The organism is Pseudomonas sp. ACM7, from assembly GCF_004136015.1.
In the GTDB taxonomy this organism is placed as follows: domain Bacteria; phylum Pseudomonadota; class Gammaproteobacteria; order Pseudomonadales; family Pseudomonadaceae; genus Aquipseudomonas; species Aquipseudomonas frigoris.
Genome location: NZ_CP024866.1, coordinates 4,232,991 through 4,258,552 on the forward strand (window position 1 = coordinate 4,232,991; position 25,562 = coordinate 4,258,552).

The 25,562-nt window shown below is 60.4% G+C and carries 26 protein-coding genes; 17 read left to right on the top strand and 9 right to left on the bottom strand.

The genetic code is table 11. The features are described 5' to 3' along the window. Positions 1 to 10 precede the first annotated feature (10 nt). A complete protein-coding gene (locus CUN63_RS20060) occupies positions 11 to 1,177 on the bottom strand; it encodes an MFS transporter (RefSeq protein WP_129441839.1) in 1,167 nt (388 codons plus the stop codon). Positions 1,178 to 1,180: 3 nt separating this feature from the next. Continuing rightward, positions 1,181 to 1,501 carry a helix-turn-helix transcriptional regulator gene (locus CUN63_RS20065; RefSeq protein WP_129441841.1) on the bottom strand — a complete coding sequence of 107 codons (321 nt, stop codon included), beginning with the start codon at positions 1,499 to 1,501 and terminating at the stop codon, positions 1,181 to 1,183. A 153-nt stretch (positions 1,502 to 1,654) separates the two neighbouring features. Between CUN63_RS20065 and CUN63_RS20070 the strand changes: the two genes are divergently transcribed. After that, entirely contained in the window at positions 1,655 to 2,233 is a 579-nt protein-coding gene (locus CUN63_RS20070; RefSeq protein ID WP_129441843.1) for an ACP phosphodiesterase, read from the top strand. Positions 2,234 to 2,341: 108 nt separating this feature from the next. Here the strand turns inward: CUN63_RS20070 and CUN63_RS20080 are convergent, their stop codons facing one another. Then, positions 2,342 to 3,133 carry a 1-acyl-sn-glycerol-3-phosphate acyltransferase gene (locus CUN63_RS20080; protein WP_129441845.1) on the bottom strand — a complete coding sequence of 264 codons (792 nt, stop codon included), beginning with the start codon at positions 3,131 to 3,133 and terminating at the stop codon, positions 2,342 to 2,344. Further along, positions 3,133 to 3,888, bottom strand: coding sequence for an L-ornithine N(alpha)-acyltransferase (gene olsB / locus CUN63_RS20085; protein ID WP_008152922.1), 756 nt, complete (start codon positions 3,886 to 3,888; stop codon positions 3,133 to 3,135). The genes CUN63_RS20080 and olsB overlap by 1 nt, the downstream gene beginning before the upstream one ends. Positions 3,889 to 4,042: 154 nt before the next feature. Between olsB and CUN63_RS20090 the strand changes: the two genes are divergently transcribed. From CUN63_RS20090 to CUN63_RS20110, 5 genes are all read left to right on the top strand, one after another. After that, positions 4,043 to 4,930, top strand: coding sequence for an acyl-CoA dehydrogenase family protein (locus tag CUN63_RS20090; RefSeq protein WP_129441847.1), 888 nt, complete (start codon positions 4,043 to 4,045; stop codon positions 4,928 to 4,930). Positions 4,931 to 5,102: 172 nt separating this feature from the next. Continuing rightward, a complete protein-coding gene (locus CUN63_RS20095; protein WP_129441849.1) occupies positions 5,103 to 6,197 on the top strand; it encodes a serine hydrolase in 1,095 nt (364 codons plus the stop codon). Then, positions 6,194 to 6,523, top strand: a complete 330-nt coding sequence (locus tag CUN63_RS20100; protein ID WP_129441851.1) for an amidase — start codon at positions 6,194 to 6,196, stop codon at positions 6,521 to 6,523. The genes CUN63_RS20095 and CUN63_RS20100 overlap by 4 nt, the downstream gene beginning before the upstream one ends. A gap of 208 nt (positions 6,524 to 6,731) precedes the next feature. Further along, positions 6,732 to 7,322: a YceI family protein gene (locus tag CUN63_RS20105; RefSeq protein WP_129441853.1), complete on the top strand. Its 591-nt coding sequence runs from the start codon at positions 6,732 to 6,734 to the stop codon at positions 7,320 to 7,322. Position 7,323: 1 nt separating this feature from the next. Further along, a complete protein-coding gene (locus CUN63_RS20110) occupies positions 7,324 to 8,481 on the top strand; it encodes a phosphatidylserine/phosphatidylglycerophosphate/cardiolipin synthase family protein (RefSeq protein ID WP_129441855.1) in 1,158 nt (385 codons plus the stop codon). Positions 8,482 to 8,578: 97 nt separating this feature from the next. Here CUN63_RS20110 and bglX read toward each other — a convergent pair whose 3' ends face one another. Then, positions 8,579 to 10,870, bottom strand: a complete 2,292-nt coding sequence (gene bglX / locus CUN63_RS20115) for a beta-glucosidase BglX (protein ID WP_129441857.1) — start codon at positions 10,868 to 10,870, stop codon at positions 8,579 to 8,581. A gap of 236 nt (positions 10,871 to 11,106) precedes the next feature. Here bglX and CUN63_RS20120 point away from each other — a divergent pair, with 236 nt between their 5' ends. The 4 genes from CUN63_RS20120 to CUN63_RS20135 all read left to right on the top strand — a co-directional run bounded on the left by CUN63_RS20120 (position 11,107) and on the right by CUN63_RS20135 (position 14,651). Continuing rightward, entirely contained in the window at positions 11,107 to 11,718 is a 612-nt protein-coding gene (locus tag CUN63_RS20120) for a LemA family protein (protein ID WP_129441859.1), read from the top strand. A 43-nt stretch (positions 11,719 to 11,761) separates the two neighbouring features. Next, entirely contained in the window at positions 11,762 to 12,517 is a 756-nt protein-coding gene (locus tag CUN63_RS32575) for a YgcG family protein (protein WP_129441861.1), read from the top strand. Between the two features lie 43 nt (positions 12,518 to 12,560). Beyond that, entirely contained in the window at positions 12,561 to 13,178 is a 618-nt protein-coding gene (locus tag CUN63_RS20130) for a TPM domain-containing protein (protein WP_129441863.1), read from the top strand. A gap of 255 nt (positions 13,179 to 13,433) precedes the next feature. Beyond that, positions 13,434 to 14,651 (top strand): SAM-dependent methyltransferase, encoded by a 1,218-nt coding sequence (locus tag CUN63_RS20135; RefSeq protein WP_129441865.1) that lies wholly within the window; start codon positions 13,434 to 13,436, stop codon positions 14,649 to 14,651. 92 nt (positions 14,652 to 14,743) lie between these two features. On the opposite strand, the gene CUN63_RS20140 is transcribed toward CUN63_RS20135, so the two are convergent. After that, positions 14,744 to 15,634 carry a DMT family transporter gene (locus CUN63_RS20140; RefSeq protein ID WP_129441867.1) on the bottom strand — a complete coding sequence of 297 codons (891 nt, stop codon included), beginning with the start codon at positions 15,632 to 15,634 and terminating at the stop codon, positions 14,744 to 14,746. A 330-nt stretch (positions 15,635 to 15,964) separates the two neighbouring features. Here CUN63_RS20140 and CUN63_RS20145 point away from each other — a divergent pair, with 330 nt between their 5' ends. The 3 genes from CUN63_RS20145 (at position 15,965) to CUN63_RS20155 (ending at position 17,352) form a co-directional block, all read left to right on the top strand. Continuing rightward, entirely contained in the window at positions 15,965 to 16,546 is a 582-nt protein-coding gene (locus tag CUN63_RS20145) for a DJ-1/PfpI family protein (RefSeq protein ID WP_129441869.1), read from the top strand. A gap of 14 nt (positions 16,547 to 16,560) precedes the next feature. Then, positions 16,561 to 16,860: a ribbon-helix-helix domain-containing protein gene (locus CUN63_RS20150; RefSeq protein ID WP_129441870.1), complete on the top strand. Its 300-nt coding sequence runs from the start codon at positions 16,561 to 16,563 to the stop codon at positions 16,858 to 16,860. Positions 16,861 to 17,007: 147 nt separating this feature from the next. Next, positions 17,008 to 17,352, top strand: a complete 345-nt coding sequence (locus tag CUN63_RS20155; RefSeq protein WP_129441871.1) for a YegP family protein — start codon at positions 17,008 to 17,010, stop codon at positions 17,350 to 17,352. Between the two features lie 63 nt (positions 17,353 to 17,415). On the opposite strand, the gene CUN63_RS20160 is transcribed toward CUN63_RS20155, so the two are convergent. Then, positions 17,416 to 18,435 carry a DUF4917 family protein gene (locus CUN63_RS20160; protein WP_129441872.1) on the bottom strand — a complete coding sequence of 340 codons (1,020 nt, stop codon included), beginning with the start codon at positions 18,433 to 18,435 and terminating at the stop codon, positions 17,416 to 17,418. A 157-nt stretch (positions 18,436 to 18,592) separates the two neighbouring features. Between CUN63_RS20160 and yiaY the strand changes: the two genes are divergently transcribed. Continuing rightward, complete coding sequence (gene yiaY, locus CUN63_RS20165) at positions 18,593 to 19,741, top strand: L-threonine dehydrogenase (protein ID WP_129441873.1); 1,149 nt, start codon at positions 18,593 to 18,595, stop codon at positions 19,739 to 19,741. Here the strand turns inward: yiaY and CUN63_RS20170 are convergent. Beyond that, a complete protein-coding gene (locus CUN63_RS20170) occupies positions 19,738 to 20,904 on the bottom strand; it encodes an MFS transporter (protein ID WP_129441874.1) in 1,167 nt (388 codons plus the stop codon). The genes yiaY and CUN63_RS20170 overlap by 4 nt on opposite strands. A 21-nt stretch (positions 20,905 to 20,925) precedes the next feature. Then, a complete protein-coding gene (locus CUN63_RS20175; protein WP_129441875.1) occupies positions 20,926 to 22,161 on the bottom strand; it encodes an aminotransferase class I/II-fold pyridoxal phosphate-dependent enzyme in 1,236 nt (411 codons plus the stop codon). A gap of 239 nt (positions 22,162 to 22,400) precedes the next feature. On the opposite strand from CUN63_RS20175, the gene CUN63_RS20180 reads away from it, so the two are divergent. From CUN63_RS20180 to CUN63_RS20190, 3 genes are all read left to right on the top strand, one after another. Then, positions 22,401 to 23,309, top strand: a complete 909-nt coding sequence (locus CUN63_RS20180; RefSeq protein ID WP_129441876.1) for a LysR family transcriptional regulator — start codon at positions 22,401 to 22,403, stop codon at positions 23,307 to 23,309. A 106-nt stretch (positions 23,310 to 23,415) separates the two neighbouring features. Further along, the gene (locus tag CUN63_RS20185) at positions 23,416 to 24,609 is read left to right on the top strand and encodes a CaiB/BaiF CoA-transferase family protein (protein ID WP_129441877.1); all 1,194 of its coding nucleotides are present in this window, start codon (positions 23,416 to 23,418) and stop codon (positions 24,607 to 24,609) included. Next, positions 24,606 to 25,532, top strand: a complete 927-nt coding sequence (locus CUN63_RS20190; protein WP_129441878.1) for a hydroxymethylglutaryl-CoA lyase — start codon at positions 24,606 to 24,608, stop codon at positions 25,530 to 25,532. Before CUN63_RS20185 ends, CUN63_RS20190 begins: the two co-directional genes overlap by 4 nt. Positions 25,533 to 25,562 lie beyond the last annotated feature (30 nt).

Below are 25,562 nucleotides of genomic sequence, written 5' to 3' on the forward strand. Positions count from 1 at the left end.
CTTGTAGAGATCAGTTGGTAGCAAGGGCCAGTTCGGGATCACCGTTCTGACGGAAAGTAATCAGGGTCACCAGCAGGGCGAGTACCGCCAGTGCGGCTGCCGCGAGAGGAACGCTGGTCAAGCCGAAACCGTGGGCGATGACGCTGCCACCGACCCAGGCACCCAGTGCGTTGCCGATATTGAAAGCGCCGATGTTCAGGGTCGACACCAGGTTCGGTGCGGCCTTGCCGTAGGTCACGACGTTCACTTGCAGGGCGGGCACGGCGGCAAAGCACGCGGTGGCCCAGAGGAACAGGGTGATTTCGGTCGGAATCAGCGCGACGCTGGTCCAGGTCAGTACGGTGGAGATCACGGCCATCGAGATAAAGACGCCGATCAACGTTGCGGCCATGCTTTTGTCAGCCAGCTTGCCGCCGATGATGTTGCCGACCGTCAGGCCCAGGCCGATGAGCATCAGGGTCCAGGTCACGCCTTTGGGCGAGACGCCGGTGACATCGCCGAGCAGCGGGGCGACATAGGTGAACAGGGTGAATACGGAAGCCGCGAACAACGCGGTCATGCTCAACGACAGCCAGATCCCGGCGCCTTTGAGGGCGCGCAGTTCGGCGCGCATGTCGAGTTTCTCTTCATCGCGCTTGGCCGGCAGGAAACGGATCAGGCCGATCAACGCGATGACACCAATCACGGTCACCGCCCAGAAGGTCGAACGCCAGCCGGCTTCCTGACCGAGTGCGGTGCCCAGCGGAACGCCAAGCACGTTGGCCAGGGTCAGACCGGTGAACATCAGAGCCACGGCCGAAGCGCGCTTGTTCGCCGGAACCAGACCCGCTGCCACCACCGAACCAATGCCGAAGAACGCACCGTGGCAGAGGGCCGTCACCACGCGGGCAAACATCAGCACGTTGTAGTCGGTCGCCATTGCGCAGAGCAAGTTGCCGACGATGAAAATCCCCATCAACGCTACCAGCGCGGCCTTGCGCGGCAATCGAGAGGTGGCCAGTGCCATGAACGGCGCACCAATGGCCACGCCCAGGGCGTAACCGGTCACCAGCCAACCGGCGCCGGGGATCGACACACCGAGGTCCGCCGCGACATCGGGCAGCAAGCCCATGATGACGAACTCGGTGGTGCCGATGGCGAAGGCGCTCAAGGCCAGAATGAGTAGCGAGAGGGGCATTGTTTAATTCCTGGTCGGAGCGCTGAGCTCCTTGACGATGGCGTCGAGGAACGCCTGGATCACGTCCTCGTTGCGTTTAAAGAAGTGCCATTGACCGGCTTTCTGGCTGCTGATCAGTCCCGCACGTTGCAAGTTCGCCAAATGGGCGGACACAGTCGACTGCGACAGGCCGCAGCGTTGGTCGATCTGTCCGGCGCAGATGCCGTACTCGTGGTTGTGGATCTGTTCCGGGAACTGGGCTTTGGGGTCTTTCAGCCAGATGAGGATGTCTCGGCGTACTGGGTGTGCCAGGGCTTTTATTATTTCGTCGAGGTCGATGGTCATGATTTGGGCTCGTGATGAGTAAACGCTATATCGCGATGGGGCGAACTTTAAATCGGTACTTCGCGATATACAAATATGATTTTGGTCTGATGACCGTGCAAATCGGTATATCGAGTTATAACGATATGTATGACGCAGTGCTAAGCTGCGCGCATGAACTATCTCGCACATCTGCACCTCGGTGGCCAGCGCCCCGGTCAATTGCTCGGCAGTCTTTATGGCGATTTCGTCAAAGGGCGGCTGCAAGGGCAGTTCGATCCGGAGATCGAAGCGGCCATCCAGCTGCATCGCAGCATCGATGTCTTTACCGACCGCCACCCGTTGGTGGACGTTTCGTTGTCACGGTTTTCCATGACCCGCCGGCGTTACGCCGGGATCGTGCTCGACGTGTTTTTCGACCATTGCCTGGCGCGTGACTGGACGCTTTACTCGGATCAGCCACTGGAACAGTTCACTTCGGGCGTGTACCGGGTGCTGTCCGCCGAGGCGCAATTGCCGGAACGTCTGGCGCAGATCGCGCCGCACATGGTGGCCAATGACTGGTTGGGTTCTTATCGGGAATTTGCGGTGCTTGAGCAGGTGCTGCGAGGGATTTCACGGAGGCTGACGCGACCGGAGGAACTGGCCGCAGCGATGCAGGAATTGCGGGTGTTGTATGAGCCGTTGAGCGATGACTTCAGATTGTTCTATCCGCAGCTTCAAGACTTCGCGCAGAACTACCCAGCAACATAAACCCCTTGAGGGAGCGGGCTTGCTCGCGAAGGCGGTGTATCAGTCAACATCAGTGTTGGATGACAGACCGCCTTCGCGAGCAAGCCCGCTCCCACAGGGGATGTGTGTTTAAGCCGCGATTGCGGGGCGCAGCGGTTCCGGTTGTGCCTGCGGGATCGCCCCAAACAACGCCTTCTGCACCGCCTGCTGCGCCTCGAACGCCAGCGCTGCACGCTCGCGACCTTCACACGCGATCGGTTTGAGCAGATGGATCTCCACGTCCCCCCGATCATGGGCAAACAAGCGCATCAAGTGCGAGAGCAAATCATCATCGCCAATGAACGGCGCCAGCGAATCGAGCTTCCCGTCGCGCAGATAACGAATCGCCACCGGCTGCAACTTCACTTCGGAGTCGATTGCCGCAGACAGCAGGCGACCGTGGAAAGTGCGCAGCGAACGGCCGTCGGTGGTAGTGCCTTCCGGGAACATCAGCAGCGGATGTTCCTGCTCCAGATGACGGGTCATCTGTTTGCGGATCAACTGACTGTCGCCCGACCCTCGACGAATGAACAAACTGCCAGCCTTGGCCGCCAACCAGCCCGCCACCGGCCAGGTGCGCACTTCGGCCTTGGACAGGAACGACAGCGGCGTGAGCATGCCGAGCAGCGGAATGTCGGTCCATGAAACATGATTGCTGACCCAGAGCATCGGCGCCTTCGGCAATTCACCGTGCATGGTCACGCGAAAGGGCAGGGCATTGCTCAGGCGCGCCATGAAAAATCGCGACCAGCGCTGGCGACGGACCATCGAATGAGCAATCCCCAAGCGCTCGAATAGTCCAAACACTCCAGCCATGCTCAAACCTAATGCCACCACCACCAACACTCGCGCAATCCGCGCGTATACCCGTAACCGACTCATCACACGGCCGCCTTGAAGTGTTTGGCATAACGCGGGCAGAGTTCGTCGCGCTTGAGCAGGATGAACACGTCGGCAACCTGGAAGTCTTCGTCCCAGCACGGCTCGCCACAGATCTTCGCGCCAAGACGCATATAGGCCTTGAGCAGCGGTGGCATTTCGGCGATGACGTTGGATGGGATGTCGAGGCTCGGCAGCGGCTTTTTCGGTTCGGCCCGCAGGTGTTCCGTACACAGATAACGTTCGCGCAGTCGCTGCATGATCGCGTGGGCCTGGATGCCGCCGTCCTGCATCGGGATGCTCGCGCAACCCATCAAATAGCTGTAGCCGCCCTGGTTCAGCACTTCGGCCAGTTCGCCCCAGAGTACGGCGATGGTGCCGCCGTTGCGGTAGGCCGGGTCGACGCAAGTGCGGCCGATTTCCAGAATCGGGCCTTTCAGATGGACCAGGCCATGCAGGCTGAATTCTTCTTCGCTGTAGAACTTGCCCAGGCTGCTGGCGGCCGTGTGGTCGAGCAAACGGGTGGTCGCCACCAGACGTCCGGTGTTCAGGTCACGCACGCCGATGTGGGCGCAGTGAACATCATAATCATCCATGTCCAGACCCAGCTCCGCGCCTTTCAGCTTGGCGTTGAATTCGCCGCTGAACACGTTGAAGCGCAAGGCCTGGGCCTCCTGCAAGGCCTCGGCGCCCACCAGGCGTTCGGCTTGCAGGCGGCGTTCATTGCCGGTGTCGCTGATGCGGGCGATCTGAGTCATTGTGAATCTCCATACGGGCCGGTCACCCGTCTTGGGTTGCAGCCGATCGACTTTCTTTATGCAGCCGTGTTGTGCAAAGTCAGGCTATGTAGCCCCGGTGTCATCGCCATGAAGCTTTGGTGATGCTTATATGACAGCCCACGAGGAGCCTCTTATGCCCTGGCAAAACCTGCTGCGCCGCCGCGATCGTCTGCCCGCCAACCCGGACCTGGGCGAGGGGTTCGCGACCTTGTTGCACCAGTTGGGCAACGTCACGCCGTTCGAACTGGCGGTGGCCGGCGGGCGTTTGATGTCGACGCCGGGGCTGGCGTTTCTGGTGGGCTATCAGGCGGCGTTGCGCATGCTCTGGCCGAGCGCGCCGCTGAGCCTCGGCGCCTTGTGCGCGACCGAACAGCGCAGCCTGCGGGTGGCGGACATGCGGACCCGTCTGCACGATTTGCGTCTGAGCGGGCGCAAGGATTTTGTCACCGCAGGCGATGCCGCTGATTGGCTGCTGATTGCTGCTCGCAGTGAAGCCCCTGACGAAAAACCGCGCCTGAGTCTGGCGGTGGTCTATCCCGATGAACCGGGCGTGCGTCTGGAAAAACTACCGGCGATCCTGTTGATGCCAGACATCAGCCATGGCCGGCTGTTTCTCGATAACGCTCAGTGCGAACTGTTGGCAGGGGATGGCTGGGATGCTTACATCAAACCGTTCCGCACCCTTGAAGATATCTACGTTCTGAGCGCGATGACCGCCTGGCTGTACGGCATCGGTCAGGACAGCGACTGGCCGCAAGCCTTGCAACTGCGTTTGCTGGCGTTGCTGGCCGGGTGTGCGGAAGTCAGCCGGCAGGCGCCGAATAATTCGTCCGGGCATGTATTGCTCGGTGGCTTGTTTGCGCAGTTCGATGGGCTCAAGACTGAGGTGGCTCAGGCACTGGCCGATGGCCCGCAGCATTGGGCCGCGATGTGGCAGCGTGATCAGGGCGTGATGGATTTGGCGGCGGGTGCGCGGGGGAAGCGGTTGGCCAAGGCGCTCGCGGGATCTTCGCTGGATTGACTGGCCCCTTCGCGAGCAAGTCGAATCGTCGCACCGCCGCTCCCACATTTTGAAATGCATTCCCCTGTGGGAGCGGGCTTGCTCGCGAAGGCGGCCTCATTGGCAACACAAATTCCAGAACTGTCATCAACCGCGACTAGGCTCAGCAGGTCCATCCTTCCGAGCCCCCACCATGTCCAAAGGCTTGTCCCTCATTTTCCTGCTCCTGCTCAGCCTCACGGCCCACGCCGAGCATTGGCCTGCCGAACAATGGTCGACCGGCCCGACAGTCACCGGGCCGGCGCTTCAAGCCCTGGAGACTTACGCCTTTGCACCCCGTGATGAGGCCACCCGAAAAGGCATCCGCACCGACGCCTTGCTGGTGATCCGCGACGGCCAATTGATCTACGAACGCTACGCCGGCCCGACCACCGCTGACACCCCGCACCTGACCTGGTCCATCAGCAAAAGCCTGATGGCCACGGTCCTCGGCGTGGCCTATGGCGAAGGTCTGTTCAAGCTCCAGGACCCGGTGCAGAAATTTTATCCACCGCTGGAAAAACACCCGACGATGACCATGGCCGACCTGCTGCACTGGGCCTCGGGCCTGGACTGGCAGGAAGACTATGAATACGCGCCGTTGAAATCCTCGGTGGTCGCGATGCTCTACACCCGCGGTCACCAGGACATGGCCGCATTCACCGCCAATCACGGTCAGTACGCCAAGCCCGGTCAGGCATTCCGTTACTCCAGTGGCGACAGCAATCTGTTGTCCGCCGCGCTGAAAACCATCGTCGGTCCGAGCCGGTATCCAGACTATCCATGGACTGCTTTGTTCGAGCCTTTGGGCATTCATCACGCCGTCTGGGAAACCGACGCCACGGGAACCTTCGTCGCTTCGTCCTACACCTATCTCACCGGCCGGGACCTCGCGCGAGTCGGTCTGTTGATGGCTCGCGATGGTCGTTGGGGCGACCGGCAACTGCTGCCCAAAGACTGGGTCGCCTTCAACCGCGAACCGTTCGCCCGCTATCAAGCCCATCAGGACGACGCTGTGCCCGGCGGCCATTGGTGGCTTAACCGCGCGGTGGAAGGCGCCGCAAAACCATGGCCCGATGCACCCGCCGACACCTTCGCCGCGCTGGGTCATTGGGGTCAGGCGATGTACGTGATTCCCGGCGAAAACCTGGTGATCGTGCGCTACGGCGATGACCGCGACGGAAGTTACCGGCACAACGATTTGCTCAAACTCGCGCTCAAGGCATTTGCCGCGAAGGGGCAGCCATGAAGCGTCGCTGCTTTGTTCGTCGTCGACCGTTCAGCACGTTGTTGTTGATCCTGCTGATCGCCTTGCTCGGCTGGATCTGGCAGGAGCGCGTGACGCTGTGGGCATTCCCGGACATCATCAGCGCCTACACCGCCAAGGAATATTGTTCGTGCCGTTATGTGATGAACAACCCGACCGAGTACTGCTACAGCTATGTGAAGCAGTGGCTGCCGACCAGTGGCTTTACTGATGACACCGCCAGAAAGCGCGTTACCGTCAGCGGTATGGGCCGCAGAAACAGTGCCGTGTGGGTCGGAGAACGCCAAGGCTGCCGCCTGAATCCCTGAGCACCACTGTCCTTGTAGCAGCTGGCGAAGCCTGCGTTCGGCTGCGCAGCAGTCGTGAAATCAGACACCGCGGTGTGTCTGGAGAATCTTGCATGCAGGATTTACGACTGCTTCGCAGCCGAACGCAGCCTTCGGCAGCTGCTACAAGTTTGCAATTGGCTCACGGGCGGTTAAGGTTCGTGCAGGTTTATCTGCCCCACGAGTCTCTATGTTCAACCGCTTCCTCTGCAAAACCCTCGCCTTCCTGCTGCTGGCCGGTGCCACGCTGTCGGCCCACGCCGATTGGTATCTGGATGGCGAGTCCTCGCGGCTGTCGTTCATCAGCACCAAAAACACCAATATCTCCGAAGTGCAGCGCTTTCTGGTGCTGCACGGCAAGGTCGATCCCAAAGGCCTGGCCGAGGTGGAAGTCGAGATGGACTCGGTCAACAGTGGCATCCCGCTGCGCGATGAACGCATGCGCAAGGACCTGTTTGAAATCCAGACTTTCCCCGAAGCACTGATCACCGCGCAGATTGATCTACGCCCGATCAACGATCTGGCGCCCGGCGCGCAACTTGAATTGCGCCTGCCGCTGACCGTCACGCTCCATGGCAAACAACACGAATACAACGCCGAACTGCTGGCAACCCGTCTCGATGACCGGCGTTTCCAGGTGGTGACCCTCGAACCGTTGATCATCAATGCCGCGGATTTCGACCTGGCCCCCGGCCTGGAAAGTTTGCGCAAGATCGCCGGTTTGTCGGCCATCAGTTTGTCGGTGCCGGTGGGTGCGGTACTGATTTTCACGGCGCGCTGACATGGCCGGCGCGATTTTCCCCTGGCGTGAAGGCAACCGTTTTGAACTGCTGATCGACGGTCCGCAATTTTTTCCACGGATGTTGGTCGCAATTGCCCGCGCCGAAGAGCAGGTCGAGCTGGAGTTGTACCTGGTGGAGGCGGGTGCCTGTGCCGAGGCGATGGTTCAGGCGTTGGTCCAGGCTGCCGAACGTGGCGTGCGCGTGCGCTGCCTGTTCGATGATTACGGCAGCCTCGCGTTCACCCTGACCTTGCGCCAGCGATTGATGGCGGCGGGCGTGGAGCTGCGTTTTTACAATCGCCTGAGCTGGCGGCGTTGGGTGGGCAACTTCTACCGCGATCACCGCAAGCTGTTGCTGGTCGATCAGAGCATGGCCGTGGTGGGCGGCACTGGGGTGACCGATGAGTTCTGGACACCGGGTGACGACACCAGCGAATGGCACGAGGTGATGGTGGAAATCACCGGCCCCTTGGTCATCGACTGGCAGTTGCTGTTCGACCGCCAATGGATCGCCAACCGCCATCGACGCGCCTGGAAACCCGCTTCGCATTTCGGCCGGCCGCGTCTGCCACGCGTGCCGTCCATGGGCGAGGGCATGGGCCGGGTCGCCTATGCCGACGCCCGCCAGCACCGGGACATCCTGCAATCATTGATTCGCGCGCTGAACAGCGGCCAGCGGCGGATCTGGCTGGCGACGCCGTATTTTCTGCCGACCTGGAAAGTCCGCCGCTCACTGCGCCGGGCTGCCGCCCGAGGCGTCGACGTGCGCTTGCTGCTGACCGGGCCACGCACCGATCACCCGTCGGTACGCTACGCCGGGCATCGCTACTACCCGCGATTGCTTAAGGGCGGAGTGAAAATCTTCGAATATCAGCCGTGTTTCCTGCACCTGAAAATGGTCCTGGTCGATGACTGGGTGAGCATCGGCTCGTGCAATTTCGATCACTGGAATTTGCGCTTCAACCTGGAAGCCAACCTTGAGGCGCTGGACCCAGGGTTGACGCGAGCGGTGGCGGCAAGTTTCGAGAGGGACTTTGCGCAGAGCCAGGAAGTCAGCCTGGAGGCATGGCAACGCCGGCCGCTGTGGCGGCGAGTGAAGCAAAGGATTTGGGGATGGGTGGATCGGCTGGTGGTGAATCTGCTGGATCGGCGGGGGTAGGGCAAGATCAAAAGATCGCAGCCTGCGGCAGCTCCTACATTGGGATGATGTACACCTTGTAGGAGCTGCCGCAGGCTGCGATCTTTTGCTTTAAGGGTTACAGCAATTCGAAGCTCTGCTGTGTCACGTCCTGTGAATCCAGGCCGATCTCCACGTTGAACTTGCCCGGCTCGGCAGCGAACTTGAGCTGGGTGTTGAAGAACTTCAAGTCATCCTCGGTGATGGTGAAGTGCACGACTTTCTGTTCACCGGCCTTCAGCGTGATTTTCTGGAAGTTCTTCAGTTCCTTGATCGGTCGGATCATCGAGCCGGTCACGTCCTGGATGTACAACTGCACCACGGTTTCGCCGTCACGCTTGCCGGTGTTTTTCACCATGACGCTGGCGTCGAGTTTGCCGGTTTTGTTCAGCGTGGTCGACGACAGCGCCATGTCGCTCAGGCTGAAATCGGTGTAGCTCAGGCCGAAGCCGAACGGGAACAGAGGACCTGTGGTGTCATCGAAATACTGCGAGGTGTAGTTGCCCGGTTTGCCCGGCGTGAATGGCCGGCCAATGCTCAGGTGGTTGTAGTAGGTCGGAATCTGGCCTACCGAGCGCGGGAAGGTGATCGGCAATTTGCCCGACGGGTTGTAGTCGCCGAACAGCACGTCGGCGATGGCGTTGCCGCCTTCGGTGCCGCTGAACCAGGTCTCCAGAATCGCGTCAGCCTGTTCCTTCTCTTCGAGAATCGACAGCGGACGACCGTTCATCAGCACCAGCACCAGCGGTTTGCCGGTGGCCTTCAGGGCCTTGATCAAATCGCGCTGGTTGGCCGGGATGTTCAGGTCGGTGCGGCTCGACGATTCGTGGGACATGCCACGGGACTCGCCCACCGCTGCCACCACCACATCGGCATCCTTGGCGGCTTTCACGGCTTCGTCGATCAGTACTTGGGCCGAACGCGGATCGTCCACCACTTCCGGTGCGTCGAAGTTGAGGAAGTTCAGGTAATCCAGCACCTTCTTGTCGCTAGTGATGTTGGCGCCGCGAGCGTAGATCAGCGTCGATTGCGCGCCCAGTGCGTTGGTCATGCCGTCGAGCAGCGTCACCGATTGCGCCGGTTTGCCGGCGGCGGCCCAGCTGCCCATCATGTCGATCGGTGCCTTGGCCAGCGGGCCGACCAAGGCGATTTTCGCGGTTTTCTTCAGCGGCAGGGTTTCGCCCTGGTTCTTCAGCAACACCATGCTGCGGCGCGCGACGTCACGGGCTTCGGTGCGGTGCAGACGGCTTTCGGCGTAAGTGTCGGCCGGATCATCCTCAGCCTTGCCGATGCGCAGGTACGGGTCCTTGAACAGGCCCATGTCGTACTTGGCGGCGAGCACTTCACGCACGGCGTTGTCGATGTCGCTTTGCTGGATCTCACCCGCCTTCAACAGCCCCGGCAGCTCTTTACCGTAGAGGGTGTCGTTCATGCTCATGTCGATGCCGGCCTTGATCGCCAGCTTCGCGGCTTCGCGACCGTCACGGGCGACGCCGTGTTTGATCAGCTCGAAAATCGCCCCGTGGTCGCTGACGGCCAGGCCCTTGAAGCCCCATTGCTTGCGCAACAGGTCGTTCATCAGCCAGGTGTTGGCGGTGGCTGGCACGCCGTTGATCGAGTTCAGCGCAACCATCACCCCGCCAGCACCGGCGTCGATGGCGGCGCGGTATGGTGGCAGGTAGTCCTGGAACATCTTGACCGGGCTCATGTCGACGACGTTGTAGTCGCGACCGCCCTCGACCGCGCCGTACAGGGCAAAGTGCTTGACGCTGGCCATGATGCTGTCGGCCGCGTTCGCGCCCGTGCCCTGGAAGGCTTTGACCATGACGCCGGCAATGCGCGATACCAGGTAAGTGTCTTCACCGAAGCCTTCGGAAGTCCGGCCCCAGCGCGGATCACGGGAGATGTCGACCATCGGCGCGAAGGTGATGTCGAGGCTGTCCGCCGCGGCTTCCTTGGCGGCGATGCGCCCGGACAGGCCGATGGCGTCCATGTCCCAACTCGAGGCCAGGGCTATCGGGATCGGGAAAATGGTGCGGTGGCCGTGGATCACGTCATAGGCGAAGAACATCGGGATCTTCAACCGGCTGCGCATGGCCGCGTCCTGCATCGGACGGTTTTCCGGGCGGGTAATCGAGTTGAACGTGCCACCGATGTTGCCGGCTGCGATTTCCTTGCGGATCAGCTCCCGAGGCATTTCCGGGCCGATGCTGATCAGGCGCAGCTGGCCGATTTTTTCATCGAGGGTCATCTGCTTCATCAGGTTGCTGACGAACGCGTCCTTATTTTCCAGAGGTGCGGGCGTCGTGGCGGCCAATACGGTATGACTGGCCAGGCTGACGAACAGGCCCAGCAAACACAGCTTCTTCATGAATAGTTTTCTCAAAAGCCTAAACGGCAGTGAATACGCGCCGGTCAGCCAAAATTTAGGGAGCGACTATTGTTGTTCAGGTAAATGCAGCACACTTCTGCGTGTTTTCGCGCTGGGGCATCTTTTAGCCCATTGGCTCGATGCAATCCAGTGGCGGCGGCAGATTATGCCCCAAGAGCCGGTTTCAAAGTTCGTAGGTTGTTTTTCAACGGAATGTGCAAGGGAGCATCAACCAGATGAATGTACGACACCACTATCGGTCGAGCCTGCAGGTTGCAGCCTTGATGTTGCTGACCACGCTGCTGGCCGGCTGCGGCATCAACACGATCCCGACCCTCGACGAACAGGCCAAGGCCGCCTGGGGCCAGGTGCAGAACCAGTACCAGCGCCGCGCCGACCTGATTCCCAACCTGGTGGAAACCGTCAAGGGCTACGCCAAGCACGAAGAAGAAACCCTGACCGCCGTGATTGAAGCCCGGGCCAAGGCCACTTCGATCCAGGTCGATGCCAAGACCCTGGATAACCCGGAAAAACTCAAACAGTTCCAGCAGGCCCAGGATCAGCTGACCGGTGCCTTGAGCCGTTTGATGGTGGTGTCCGAGCGTTACCCGGACCTCAAGGCCAACCAGAATTTCCTGGCCCTGCAATCGCAACTTGAAGGCACCGAGAACCGCATTGCCGTGGCGCGTCGGGACTTCATCCTCGCCGTGCAGAAATACAACACGGAAATCCGTACGTTCCCTGGTCGCCTGTGGCACACCGTGATGTACAGCGATTTGCCGATCCGCGAAACTTTCGAGGCTACCAGCCCCGATGCGGAAAAAGCGCCGCAAGTGAAGTTCCAGTAAGCGCCGGGACGGATTTGAAGCGTCACCACGGATGAGGTTGCCCATGCGCGTGTTGAAAATTGGCCTGGTGCTGTTGCTCTGGGTGTTTGCCCTGACGGCCCAGGCTGCGTTGAAGTTTCCGGAACTGACCGGGCGGGTGGTCGATAACGCCCAGATGATCGAGCCTGCGGTGCGTGAGCAGCTGACGCAACAGCTTCAGGCCCATGAAAAAGCCACCGGCGAGCAGCTGGTGGTGGTCACGTTGCCGGATTTACAGGGCACCGACATTGCGGACTTCGGTTATCAACTGGGGCGTTACTGGGGCATCGGCCAGAAGGACAAGAACACTGGCGCGCTGCTGATCGTTGCGCGTGACGATCGCAAGCTGCGGATTGAAGTCGGTTATGGCCTGGAAGACCGGCTGACCGATGCGCAAAGCTCGGTGATCATCAATCAGGTGATCACCCCGGCGTTCAAGACCGGTAACTTCAGCAAGGGCATCAGCGACGGGGTCGCGGCGATGCTCGTGGTATTGGGCGGCAATCCGCTGGATGAGCCTTCCACGGTGTATGACTCTGGCGGCAATCAGGAAAGCGACTTCGTCTCACGGCATCCGGGGATCTTCGTGTTTCTGGTGATGCTGTTCATCCTGACGATGTTTGTCTGCCAGATGCTCGGGATCCTACCTAGCGGCGGCGGTGGTCGAGGCGGTTCGAGCGGCGGGTTCGGCGGTGGAGGGTTTGGTGGCGGCGGTGGAGGCGGGGGCTTCAGCGGTGGCGGGGGCAGTTTCGGGGGCGGTGGTTCCTCGGGCGGCTGGTGATAACACTGCAGTTAATAACAATAGCGAACGGGCATTGGTGAACATGGCTTTATTGACTGAACACGAACAACGCAAAGTTGCCGAGGCGATAGCCCGGGTCGAGCGCGACACCGACGCCGAACTGGTGACCGTGCTCGCGGCCCGCGCCGACGACTACGCGTACATCCCGCTGCTCTGGGCCAGCCTGCTGGCGCTGGTGGTGCCGGGTATCGTGCATTACCTCACGGGCTGGCTGACCCTGCACAGTTTGCTGCTGGTGCAATGGATTACGTTCATCGTGCTGTGCCTAGTGTTCCGCATTCCGAAAGTCACCACGCACCTGATTCCGCGCTCGGTGCGTCACTGGCGTGCATCCAATCTGGCGCGTCGGCAGTTTCTAGAGCAAAACCTGCACCACACGGTGGGCAGCACCGGCATGCTGATCTTTGTCTGCGAAGCCGAGCGCTATGTGGAAATCCTGGTGGATGAAGGGATTTCCAAACGGCTGGACAACAAGAGCTGGGATGGGATTGTTGCGGCGTTTACTGAGCAAGTGAAGCAGGGGCAGACGTTGCAAGGATTTGTGACGTGTGTGGAGGCGTGTGGCGAGTTGCTCAAGGTGCATGTGCCGGTGACGCATGTGAGGAATGAGTTGCCGAATCGGTTGGTGGTGTTGGGCTAAAAGCCCTCGGCAACGACTCGTACTTTGTAGCAGCTGGCGCAGCCTGCGTTCGGCTGCGAAGCAGTCGTGAATTCAGGCGCTGCGGTCAATCAGGCAAACCATGCATACCGATTTTGCGACTGCTGCGCAGCCGAACGCAGGCTGCGCCAGCTGCTACAGATCGCACCGTTCGGGAAATTACCCGTGCCCTGCATCCACATCCCCCCTAAAATACCCGCCATTCCCCGATCCGTACCGCCCGAGGCCGTTTTTCCCATGTCTGTCACCGCCACTCCCGCCAGCCTCTCGCCGGATCACCACGCCCAGTTCATCGACCTGCTGCAATCCAGCCTTGACCAGAACGCCTTCATCAAACTGGTGCTGGCCAAGTACGTCGGCACTGAAGCGGACTTGCAGCGGCTGATCATCAAGCAGCTGACAGTCAAGGATCAGCCCTGCCTGTCCTTCGTCTACCGCTACAAGACGCGCGACATCACCAAGAATTTGCCGATTGCCGAGGGTGTAGCGACCATCGCCGCACTCTTGCCAGCATCGTTCAAAAATGCACATTTGCTGTCGCTGACTGATGAAGCTCAGCTGGAATACAGCAAAAAGGGCAAGTCTTCGCTGTTCAAGAGCAAACCTCAGCAATTGCGTGAAGTGCCATCCGCCGAGCATAACCGCGAGAAGAACCGCTTTCTCGACCTGAGCCGGCCGTTCCTGGCCGACCTTGGTGTGACGAACAGCAAGCACGAGCTGATCCCGGCGATGTCGCGCAAGTGGAAGCAGATCAACAAGTTCATCGAAGTCTTCAGCCACGCGCTGACCACCTCACCCCTGGCGCTGGACAAACCGGTTCAGGTGGCGGACTTCGGCTCGGGTAAGGGTTATCTGACGTTCGCGATCCATGACTATCTGCGCAACACCTTGAAGGCCCAAGGCGTTGTGACCGGCGTCGAGCTGCGTGAAGAGATGGTAGATTTGTGCAATGCCGCGGCCGCAAAGCTCGAGCATCCGGGGCTGGTGTTCAAGTGCGGCGATGTGCGCAGCGTCGCGCCGAGCGAGCTGGACGTGATGATCGCGCTGCATGCCTGTGACATTGCCACCGACTATGCGATTCACACCGGCATTCGTTCCGGCGCCTCGATCATCATGTGCTCGCCGTGCTGCCACAAGCAGATCCGCCTGCAAATCCAGAGCCCGGCGCTGCTCAAGCCGATGCTGCAATACGGTCTGCATTTGGGCCAGCAAGCGGAAATGGTCACCGACAGTTTGCGCGCGTTGTTCCTTGAAGCCTGCGGTTACGAGACCAAGGTGTTCGAGTTCATCTCACTGGACCACACCAACAAGAACAAGATGATCCTGGCGGTCAAACGTGCCGAGCCGGTTGATCCGGCCCAGCTGTTGGTGAAGATTCAGGAACTGAAGGATTTCTACCACATCAGCGAACATTGCCTCGAAACGCTGCTGCGTTCCGACGGTTATTTGGGTTAACGGCAAAAGATCGCAGCCTTCGGCAGCTCCTACATTTGGACGGCGTACGCCCTGTAGGAGCTGCCGAAGGCTGCGATCTTTTGATTTTATTTTCAGGCTGTAGCCACTCGTGCTGGCTTCACGGCGGTCTTGCGTCCCAACATCACGGTCACGATCACCCCGGCGGCAAACAGCCAGGTGATCGGCTCAATGTGTTCGCCGAAGAACAGTGCCGAAAAGGCGATGGTGAAGAAGATCTGTAGCAATTGGATCTGACTGACCCGGGCAATGCCGCCCATCGCCAGCCCGGCGTACCAGGCAAAGAAACCGATGAATTGCGAAAACAGCGAGACGTAACCGAAGGCCCACCAGGTCTTGGCCGAAATCTCGCCCTGATGTTGCAGCCCCAGGTACACCACCGGCCCGATCAGCAACGGCGTCGACAACACCAACGCCCAGCAGATCACCTGCCAACCGCCCATCTCCTTGGCCAATCGGCCGCCCTCGGCGTATCCCAAACCGCCCACGGCAATCGCGCCGAGCATCAGCAAATCACCGGCCTGAATGCTGCCGGCCCCGCTGATCAGCGCATAACCCAGCACCAGCGCGCTGCCCAGCGCAGCGCAGGCCCAGAAGGCTTTCGACGGTCGTTCGTGGGACAACCACGCGGCGTACAGCGCCACGCACAGCGGTTGCAGGCCGTTGACCAGTGCGCCGTGGGACGCCGGCAAGGTTTGCATGGCCCAGGCCGACAACACCGGGAAGCCGAGGATCACCCCGGCAATCACCAGGGTCAGGCCTTTGACCTGTTTCCACGTCGGCCACGTCTCCCGGCGCCACAGCAACAGCAACGCCGCCGGAACCGCCGCGAACAGCGCACGACCCAGGCCGTTGAGCAGCGGATGCAGTTCCTGCACGACGATCCGTGTGAAGGGCAGGGTGAGGCTGAAGATCACAACGCCGAGCAGGCCGAGGGCCATGCCGGTGTTTTCGCGCGAGGACATGATGGCAACCAGAATCGAGGGTGGCGGGAAGAGTCTTCATCTAGCCATAAACCGGAGGCGTTGCTCTGTTACAGCTAGGTGCAGAGTTATCCGTACAGTTGCGAGTAATGCTCGCAACGTAGGAGCTGCCGAAGGCTGCGATCTTTTGAACTTGATCTTCAACAATCTTCGAAATCGCTTAAAGATCGCAGGCTTCGCCAGCTCCTACACTGACCGCGTACAACCATCAACTATAGGTTGTCGTAGTAGCTGGTTATTACCCGACTCGCTGGATAAGGACTACCTTGAATACTCCTGCAGGCCCACGTATTTCCCAGAGGAGTCCTCCCCATGGCGGCTAAAAAAATTCTGATGCTGGTCGGCGATTACGTCGAAGACTACGAAGTGATGGTGCCGTTTCAGGCGCTGCTGATGGTTGGCCACACGGTGCACGCCGTTTGCCCGGACAAAACCGCCGGTCAGACCGTGCGCACGGCCATCCATGACTTCGAAGGCGACCAGACCTACAGCGAAAAACCCGGTCACCTGTTTGCCCTGAACTTCGACTTCGCCAAGGTCAAGTCCGAGGACTACGACGCCCTGCTGGTGCCGGGCGGTCGTGCGCCGGAGTACCTGCGCCTGAACGAAAAAGTCCTGGAACTGGTGCGCGCGTTCGACAATGCCGGCAAACCGATCGCCGCTGTGTGTCACGGTGCTCAATTGCTGGCGGCCGCGGGCATTCTCGAAGGTCGCGAGTGCAGCGCCTACCCGGCCTGTGCCCCGGAAGTGCGCCAGGCCGGCGGTACGTTCATCGATATCCCGGTGACGGAAGGTCACGTACAAGGCAATCTGGCCACTGCGCCAGCCTGGCCGGCGCACCCGAGCTGGCTCGCCGGTTTCCTCGGGTTGCTGGGCACTAAAATCACGCTGTAACGAGGGACCTGTCCATGTGCGAGCTCTACGTCAAAGCCGATCCGATTTTCTACGAATCGCGCTCCCGCTCGCTGCGCATCTGCGGGGTGGTCACCACCCTGCGGCTGGAGAATCAGTTCTGGGACATCCTCAGCGAAATCGCCGAGGCCGACGGCATGACCACCAACCAGTTGATCGCCAAGCTGTATGAAGAGGTGATGGACTACCGTGGCGAGGTGGTGAATTTCGCCTCGTTTTTGCGGGTCAGTTGTACGCGCTATCTGAGTCAGCGACGGATTGCTCCTCCACAGATGAGCGTGGTGCGGTCGGCCTGAACATCAAAAGATCGCAGGCTTCGCCAGCTCCTACAGAGGTACGCGATCCCATGTAGGAGCTGGCGAAGCCTGCGATCTTTTGATCTTGCGGTTGAGGTGGTCTTTACTCTGAAGCGCGAAACCTCTCAATTGCCAAGGAGAAACAGCATGTCTGGATGGTATGAAGTGAGCAAAAGCAGCAATGGTCAGTTCAAATTTGTGCTGAAGGCCGCCAACGCGGAAACCATTCTGACCAGCGAGCTATACACCACCCGCGCTGCCGCTGACAAAGGCATCGCGTCGGTTCAGAGCAACAGCCCGAAGGATGAACGCTACGAGAAGAAAACCACCAAGGATGGCCATCCTTACTTCAACCTCAAGGCCGGTAACCACGAGATCATCGGTAGCAGCGAGGCTTACACCTCCGCTGCCGCGATGGATAAAGGCATCGCCAGCGTGAAGGCCAACGGGCCGACCACGATGATCAAGGACAAGACCTTGCCGGTGCTCTAAATCCTCCCTTCAAGTCCTACCATACAAGCGAACCTGCTCGCGAAGGCGTCAGCGGCGTCGCCGCTAAACCTCAACCGGGACTGTGAGCTTCGGACTGCCGAGCGAATGCGTCTTCGAATCAAAAAACCGCAACTCACTCCCGGTTCCTTCAAAAACCTTCGCGTAGTGCCGCTTCTGGTGCTGAATGAACGCCTTGCTGCGAGGATAAATCGAGATCGCCACCACCTGCGGTTTCGCCTGGCGCAAGGCGTGAATGATGTGGCTGTCCTGCTCACCCAATGCATGACCGAACAGGCACAACCCGTCGCCATGGCCAAGTAACTGGTCGTAGCAGAATGACAGATAGTCCGAGCTGCGAATGGTCTTGAGCTTGTCCTGCGCCGGACCTTCATTGACGAACAGCGGCACGTCGTCGAGGGTCTTGATCGAGTTGTTGATCGCGAAACTGCCGAGCAACGTGCCCTCGGTCGACATCAGTTTGCGCGCCGTGCCGTCCTGATTCCGCACCAGATGCAACCCGCCATGCAGGTAAAGCAGGCGGGTTTTATCGGTCGCCGTGGCGCTCAGATCGAAGCTCGGCTCTGCCCCCTGAAACAGGTCGCTGATCGCATCAGGCTGGTGCTGGAGCGCCCAGGAATTGAGCAGGTCGTAGTTGGTGGTGAACACGGTCCGGTAGCAGCCCAGTTCCTGATTGATCGTCGCCAGCGTCGAAGGCACCACCAGCCGCCACGGGATGTGCACCGCGTGCACGGTGTTGATCAGCGCTTCCTTGATCGCGTAGTAACGATTGCGCGGCGCGGCGGAACTCACAGCCAGGGCCTTGTTGACCCGGCTGGTGGTTTTCAGTGCGCTGAGCACCTGCTCGAAGCTGCGCGTCTGCATGGCGTCGAACACGCTCAGCTCGGACTGGCTCAGGGGTTTTTCTTCTACGGTACGGGCGTTTTCGAACAGCGAGTCGTAGCCGAAGTCATCCCACACGGCGCGACTGGCGCCGTTGCCCACCAGCAGGCCGCTGAACGAGGCGGTGGCGCGCAAGGCGTTCCAGTCTTCAAGTTGGGCATCAACATCCTGGAAATCGGTCATTGCGGTCAAAGTCTCAAAGCAAAAGGTCTTGATGGGCGGCGACTTTATCACGACCAAGACTTGAGCCAGATCAAGTTACTGCGTGACTGATAGGTCGATCCTGTGGGTACCCGCTGGATCGGCGCTGCCGATTCGGCCTCAGCCAGGAGACTCGCTCATGAGCAGCACGTTTTTCATCCCCTCCGTGAACATCATGGGCATCGGTTGCCTCGACGAAGCCATGGACGCCATTCGCAAGTACGGTTTTCGCAAGGCGCTGATCGTCACCGACGCCGGGCTGGCCAAGGCGGGTGTAGCGAAGATGATTGCCGAGAAACTGGCGATGCAGGACATCGATTCGGTGATTTTCGACGGCGCCAAGCCTAACCCGAGCATCGCCAACGTCGAGAGCGGTCTGGGGCTGCTGAAAGAAACCCGCTGTGACTTCGTGGTGTCCCTGGGCGGCGGTTCGCCCCATGACTGCGCCAAAGGCATCGCGTTATGCGCAACCAACGGCGGGCAAATACGCGATTACGAAGGCGTCGATCAATCCACCCAGCCGCAACTGCCGCTGATCGCCATCAACACCACCGCCGGCACCGCCAGCGAGATGACCCGTTTCTGCATCATCACCGACGAATCCCGTCACGTAAAAATGGCCATTGTCGATCGCAATGTCACGCCGCTGCTGTCGGTCAACGACCCGGCGTTGATGGTCGCCATGCCCAAGGGCCTGACGGCTGCCACTGGCATGGACGCACTGACCCACGCCATCGAAGCCTACGTTTCCACGGCGGCCAATCCGATCACCGATGCCTGCGCACTGAAGGCGATCACGTTGATCAGCAACAACCTGCGCCTGGCCGTCCGCGACGGCAGTGACCTGGCCGCGCGGGAAAACATGGCGTACGCGCAGTTCCTCGCCGGCATGGCGTTCAATAACGCATCCCTGGGTTATGTCCACGCCATGGCTCACCAGTTGGGCGGGTTCTACGACTTGCCGCATGGTGTGTGCAACGCGATCCTGCTGCCTCACGTACAAAGCTTCAACGCGCTGGTTTGCGCCGATCGCCTCACCGATGTCGCCCTTGCGATGGGCGCCGATGTTCACGGTTTCACCCCGGAAGCGGGCGCCCAGGCGGCCATCGTGGCGATCCGCAGTCTGTCCAAAGACGTGGAAATTCCCGCCGGTTTGCGTGAGCTCGGCGCCAAGCTCAACGACATCCCGATCCTCGCCACCAATGCCTTGAAAGATGCGTGTGGCCTGACCAACCCTCGCGTAGCGGATCAGCGTCAGATCGAGGAGATTTTCCGCAGCGCCTTTTAGGAAGTTTTACGACCGGGCGCGAGCATCACGCAGAGCATCGCGCCCAACGCCAGCAAGGTACACAGCAGTGAAAGCGGCCATGCTTGCGGGCTCGCGATCAAACTGGCGATCCCGCCGATAACCGCGGCCATCAGTTGATGAATGAAACCGCTCAACGCCATCGCATACGCACCGCCGACCGGCGAACCGTCATTGGCCAGGGACAGGCTGATCGGATAAGTCAAAGACTGGCCGAAAACCGCCACGCAATAGGGCAACCAGAACAGCAGCGCCACTGAAGTGCCCGCCAAACTCCCCAGCAACATCACCGCGCTGCCGGCCAGCACCAGCCCCACACCCGCCGTCATCAACCCGCGTTGACCGGTGCGAAGTACAAAGCTATTGACCGCCAAAGCCCCCAGAAAATAGGCCGCGCTGATCGGCCAGCCCAACACCCCGTATTCCACGGCCGACCAGTTGAACGGTCCTTGCAGAATCAGCGGCGCTGCGGTGTTGAACGCGACAATCACCCCGTACCCAAGGCCGCCGGTGAGGGCCGGCAACAGAAAGGCGCGATGACGCAAAATGCGCCAGTAACTCGGCCAGGCGGATGACGGGGCATTCTCCTCGGCCAGCACCGGGAACGTAACCCGAGCCACGACCAGCCCCATCATCAGACTCACAGCACCCAACAGGTAGAAAATCGCTGGCCAGCCCAGCGCCACCTGGATGATCGACCCCAGGTATTGGCCGATCCCCAGCGCCACCACAAAGGAAATCGAAATCCAGGACAACGCCTTGGCCAGCAGGTCGCCGCGGAAACTGTCGCGGATCAGCACCCGGGCCATGACCGAAATGCCGCTGGCGCCAATGCCCTGAACCAGTCGAAACGCCAGGAACGATTCAAGCGTCTGGCTCAGGGGCAAGGCCAGATTGCCCAGCCCGTAGATGCCCAGCGCGGCGAGCAGCACCGGTTTTCGGCCGATGCGCTGGCCCAGGCTGCCCCAGAACAACATCGGCAACGCCATGCCGATCAGATACACCGCCAGCCCCCAGGAAACCTGCGAGGCGTCGGCGGACAGATCACGGGCCATGTCCGGCAGCGCCGGCAGGTAAATGCTCATGCCTAATTGGGCGAGAAAAACCGTGCAGCAGGTGACGAGGAGGGTGGTGCTGCTCTTCATTGAATCTTCCCTGATTTCAGTTCAACAGCCGATGTCCCGGCCTTGAGTGCGTAAAAGCTCGGTAATGAGTTCACAAAAGTGGCGGATCAGCGTCGGCTCCATGTCGGCGCGCAGGGTGATTCTGATGGCCGCCTTGCCTTGTGCGACCACCGGAAAAAACACGGCCGAGGTGAAGAAGCCGTGATTGGCCAGTTCCATGGCGATGTTGTTGGCCAACGCTGCTTCGCCGCAGTTGACCAGTCGAATGGCCATGTTGCTGTTGTGTTGATCGGTGCGTATGAGGCTGTCGAACAGCCGGATATTAACCTGAAGTTTTTCCTGCAACGCGGCAAATTCCGGTGTGCGATGAAGCAGGATGGACGCTCTGCCCGCGCCAATGGCTGCACTGTTCAGGCTTTGCGACCAATTGCTGGGGCCGCCGTAACGGGCAATGACCTTCTTCTGCCGTTCATTGCCCAGCATTACCAGACCACCGCTGGCGCCAAACGACTTGGCCAACGAGGCGACGATCAGGCAGTCATCCTCCAGTGCGTGCAACCTGGGGCGCACGAGGCCAGCGCCCATTGTCCCGACGGCGGACAGCGCGTGGGAATCGTCCAGGTAGAGAAACAACCCATAGCGGTCCTTCAGATACAAAAGACTGTCCAGGTCTGCGACCCCGCCCATGCTGTAGGCGCCGTCTGCGACATACGCGACGGTGCGGTGCTGCTGGCACTGCTTCTCGAGAAAATCCATGTCGTTATGAGGGCAGGTCACGACCGTGGTTTCATCCGCGCAGGCGGCTTTGAGGTGATTCATCGAGTAATGCGCCAACCGGTCGAAGACCATCACGGGAGGGCGGTTTTCCGTGAACACGCCGCTGGCCAGCAACGGCAGGATTCCGGCACTCGCAGCACTGCACGACAAGGTGCTCAGGCAACTGGCGCCGAACAACTCGGACAGTTCGGTTTCGTACTGTTCCAGAATTGCCAGCTTGCAGCGGTTCTTAGAGTTGGCGACGCGAAGGGTGCCGGTTTCCCACAGGGTATTCATGGCGCCGTCGAGAATATCGGGATGGTGATCCAGGCCCAGGTACGACGTCGTGCAGAAATGATGAAACGCGCGCCCGTGCTGATCGAGCATTCGGTTGGCACTTTTGATTTCGACGTTAAGCCCCGAAATTTTCCCGGCTTCAGAGCTCTCCCAATCGTGATCGGCCAACGCGATGACTTTGCGGTAGTTGGTGTAGCGGTTTGCCGCCTGTGCTGTCTGGTCCATATGAAAATGACTTTCCTTGAGTGAAACGATCCATGGAATTGTTGCAGTTCGTGTGTGTTTCCAGACTTTACAGAGCGCGGCGGAGGCTTTGAATCGGCTGTTTCCGGTACGGCTGAGTGTTACAAGAGATTTATGTGTAGGGCGATGCCTCGTGATGTTGTGGGCAATTTGCTTTGCCGAGTCGCGTAGAAACCGGGCTATCCTGCCGACTCAGTCGAACAGAAGTCATCGAGCCCTCCATGCTGGAAAAAAGCCTGATCCGCCGCCTCGACCTGATCACTCTCCAGCTGTTTGTCGCCGTTCATGAGGAGGGCACGCTGACCCGTGCCGCCGCGCGTGAAGCCATCGCCGTGTCGGCGGCCAGCAAGCGGCTGATGGAGCTGGAAGTAGCGCTGGGCATCAGCCTGTTCGTGCGCCAGGCCAAGGGCATGACCCTGACGCCGGCCGGTGAAACCTTGTTGCACCATGCTCGGCAGATGCTGTTCAACGTCGAGAAAATGGGGCTCGAACTGGGCGAACACAGCCACGGTATCCGCGGCTATGTGCGGATGCTCGCCAACCTGTCGGCGATCATTCAGTTTCTGCCCGAAGACCTGCGGGACTTTTCCGAGCGTCATCCTCAGGTCAAGACCGACCTCGAAGAACGCCCCAGCAGCGGGGTGATTCAGGGTGTGCTCGATGGCGTGGCGGACCTTGGGATCTGCTCCAGTGACAGCGACGTCAAAGGTCTGCACAGCGTGCTTTATCGACAGGACAAGCTGATGGTGTTGATGCTGCCCGATCATCCGTTGGCGAGTCGTTCCAGCCTGGCCTTTGCCGATACGCTGGGCAGCGATTACGTCGGTCTGCATTCCGCCAGTTCGATCAATATGCGTACCCACGCAGCCGCGCGCGAGGCCGGCAAAGTGCTGCGGCTGCGGATTCATGTACCGGGTTTCGACGCCATGTGCCGGATGGTCCAGGCCAACATGGGCATCGGCATCCTGCCGAAAAAGGCCTATGAATTATTTGGCCGGGCGTTGGGGTTGCACGCGGTGCCGTTGACGGATGACTGGTCGGATCGCGCGTTGGTTTTGGTGGTGCGCGATGAAGCGGCGTTGTCGCCGGTGAGCCGGATGTTGTTCGAGCATTTGCGCGGAATGGATTGAGCGTTCGCGTTTCGCGAACGCTCGTTGCCAACTGAAGGTTGGATTCCAGGCCCCGTGGTCCTCTAGCCTTGGCACATATTCCAAGAACAACATGAGGTACCCCGCGATGACTGCCCCCTTGAGTGCAATCAAAGTGATCGAGATCGGCACGCTGATCGCCGCGCCGTTCGCCGCGCGCATGCTTGCCGAGTTCGGCGCTGAAGTGATCAAGATCGAAGCCATGGGTCAGGGCGACCCGCTGCGCAAATGGCGCAAGCTGCACGAAGGCACGTCGCTGTGGTGGTACCTGCAATCGCGAAACAAGAAGTCCCTGGCGCTGAATCTCAAATCCCCCGAAGGCATTGAGCTGGTCAAGCAACTGGCGACCAGCGCCGACGTCCTGATCGAAAACCTGCGCCCCGGCGCCCTGGAGAAACTCGGTCTGGGCTGGGACGTGTTACACGCCCTCAATCCTAACCTGACGCTGGTGCGTATTTCCGGTTATGGGCAGACCGGCCCGTACCGCGATCGTCCTGGGTTCGGCGCCATCGGCGAGGCCATGGGCGGGATCCGCTACACCACCGGCACACCCGGTTCACCACCGGCCCGGGTGGGCGTCAGCCTCGGCGATTCCCTGGCTTCGCTGCATGCGGTGATCGGTGCCTTGATGTCGCTGCTGCGGGTCAAGACCGGGCAGGGCGGTGGGCAAGTGGTCGATGTGTCCCTGGCTGAAAGTGTGTTCAACGTCATGGAAAGCCTGGTGCCGGAATACGACATGCTCGGCCATGTTCGTGAGCGCAGCGGCGGGGCCTTGCCGGGCATCGCGCCCTCCAACACCTATCTGACGGCCGATGGCGCCTACGTGGTGATCGCCGGCAACAGCGACCCGATCTACAAGCGCTTGATGGACGTCATCGGTCGCCGTGATCTGGCCGATGCGCCGGAGTTTGCCCATAACGACGGGCGTGCCGCCAAGAGCAACGTGCTCGATGCGGCGATCACTCACTGGACCAGCAGCCTGCCCATTGATGAGGTGTTGTCTGCTCTCGAAGCCGCCGAAGTCCCAGCCGGGCGCATCTATTCAGTCGCCGACATCGTCGCCGATCCGCACTATCAGGCGCGGGACATGTTGCTCAACGCCGACCTGCCCGGCGGCGCCACGGTGAAGATGCCCGGCATTGTGCCGAAAATGTCCGAGACTCCCGGTGGCGTGAACTGGTCCGGACCTACATTGGGCCAGCACACCGACGGCATTCTCGCGGGACTGGGCCTTACCGGTTCGGACATCGAACGGCTGAAAGCTCAAGGGGTGGTGCAATGATCACTGATTTTTCCGAGACCCTGATTGTTCAGGAAGTCTCCCCTCGCGACGGCTTGCAGATCGAGCCGACCTGGGTCGAAACCGTCGACAAGATTGCATTGATCGATCAGCTGTCGCTGGCTGGTTTCAGCCGCATCGAAGCAGGCTCGTTCGTTTCCCCCAAGGCGATTCCGGCGCTGCGCGATGGTGAGCTGGTGTTCAAGGGCATCATCCGGCAACCGGGGGTGATTTACGTCGCGTTGATCCCCAACCTGAAAGGCGCGCAACGGGCGCTGGCGACGAGGGCCGACGAGTTGAATCTGGTGATGTCCGCCAGCCAGACCCACAACCTGGCCAACATGCGCATGCGTTGCGAAGCCTCATTGGCTGCGTTCGGCGAGATCGTGCAATACGTTCTCGGGACGACGGTGCGACTCAACGCCAGCATCGCCACTACCTTCGGCTGTCCGTTTGAAGGCAAGATCGACGAGGATCGCGTGCTGCAAATCGTCGAGGCTTATCAGGAACTCGGGATCCAGGGCATTACCCTGGCCGACACCACAGGCATGGCTAATCCGCGGCAGGTTGATCGTCTGGTGCGGCGGGTCTTGCAGCGAGTTTCACCCACTGACTTGACCCTGCATTTCCACAACACTCGCGGGCTCGGTCTGTGCAACGTACTGGCCGCCTATGAGGCCGGTGCCCGACGCTTCGACGCGGCACTGGGCGGGCTCGGCGGATGCCCGTTCGCGCCGGGTGCCTCCGGCAATATCTGCACCGAAGACCTGGTTAACCTGTGCGATGAGATCGGCATTCACACCGGCATCGATCTGCCGCTGTTGCTGCAATTGTCGCGTGGATTACCCGCGCTGCTGGGCCACGAAGTGCCCGGTCAGCTGGCCAAGGCCGGACGCAATTGCGATCTGCATCCAAGCCCTTCCTGACCACCCCGAATCCCCTGTGGGAGCGGGCTT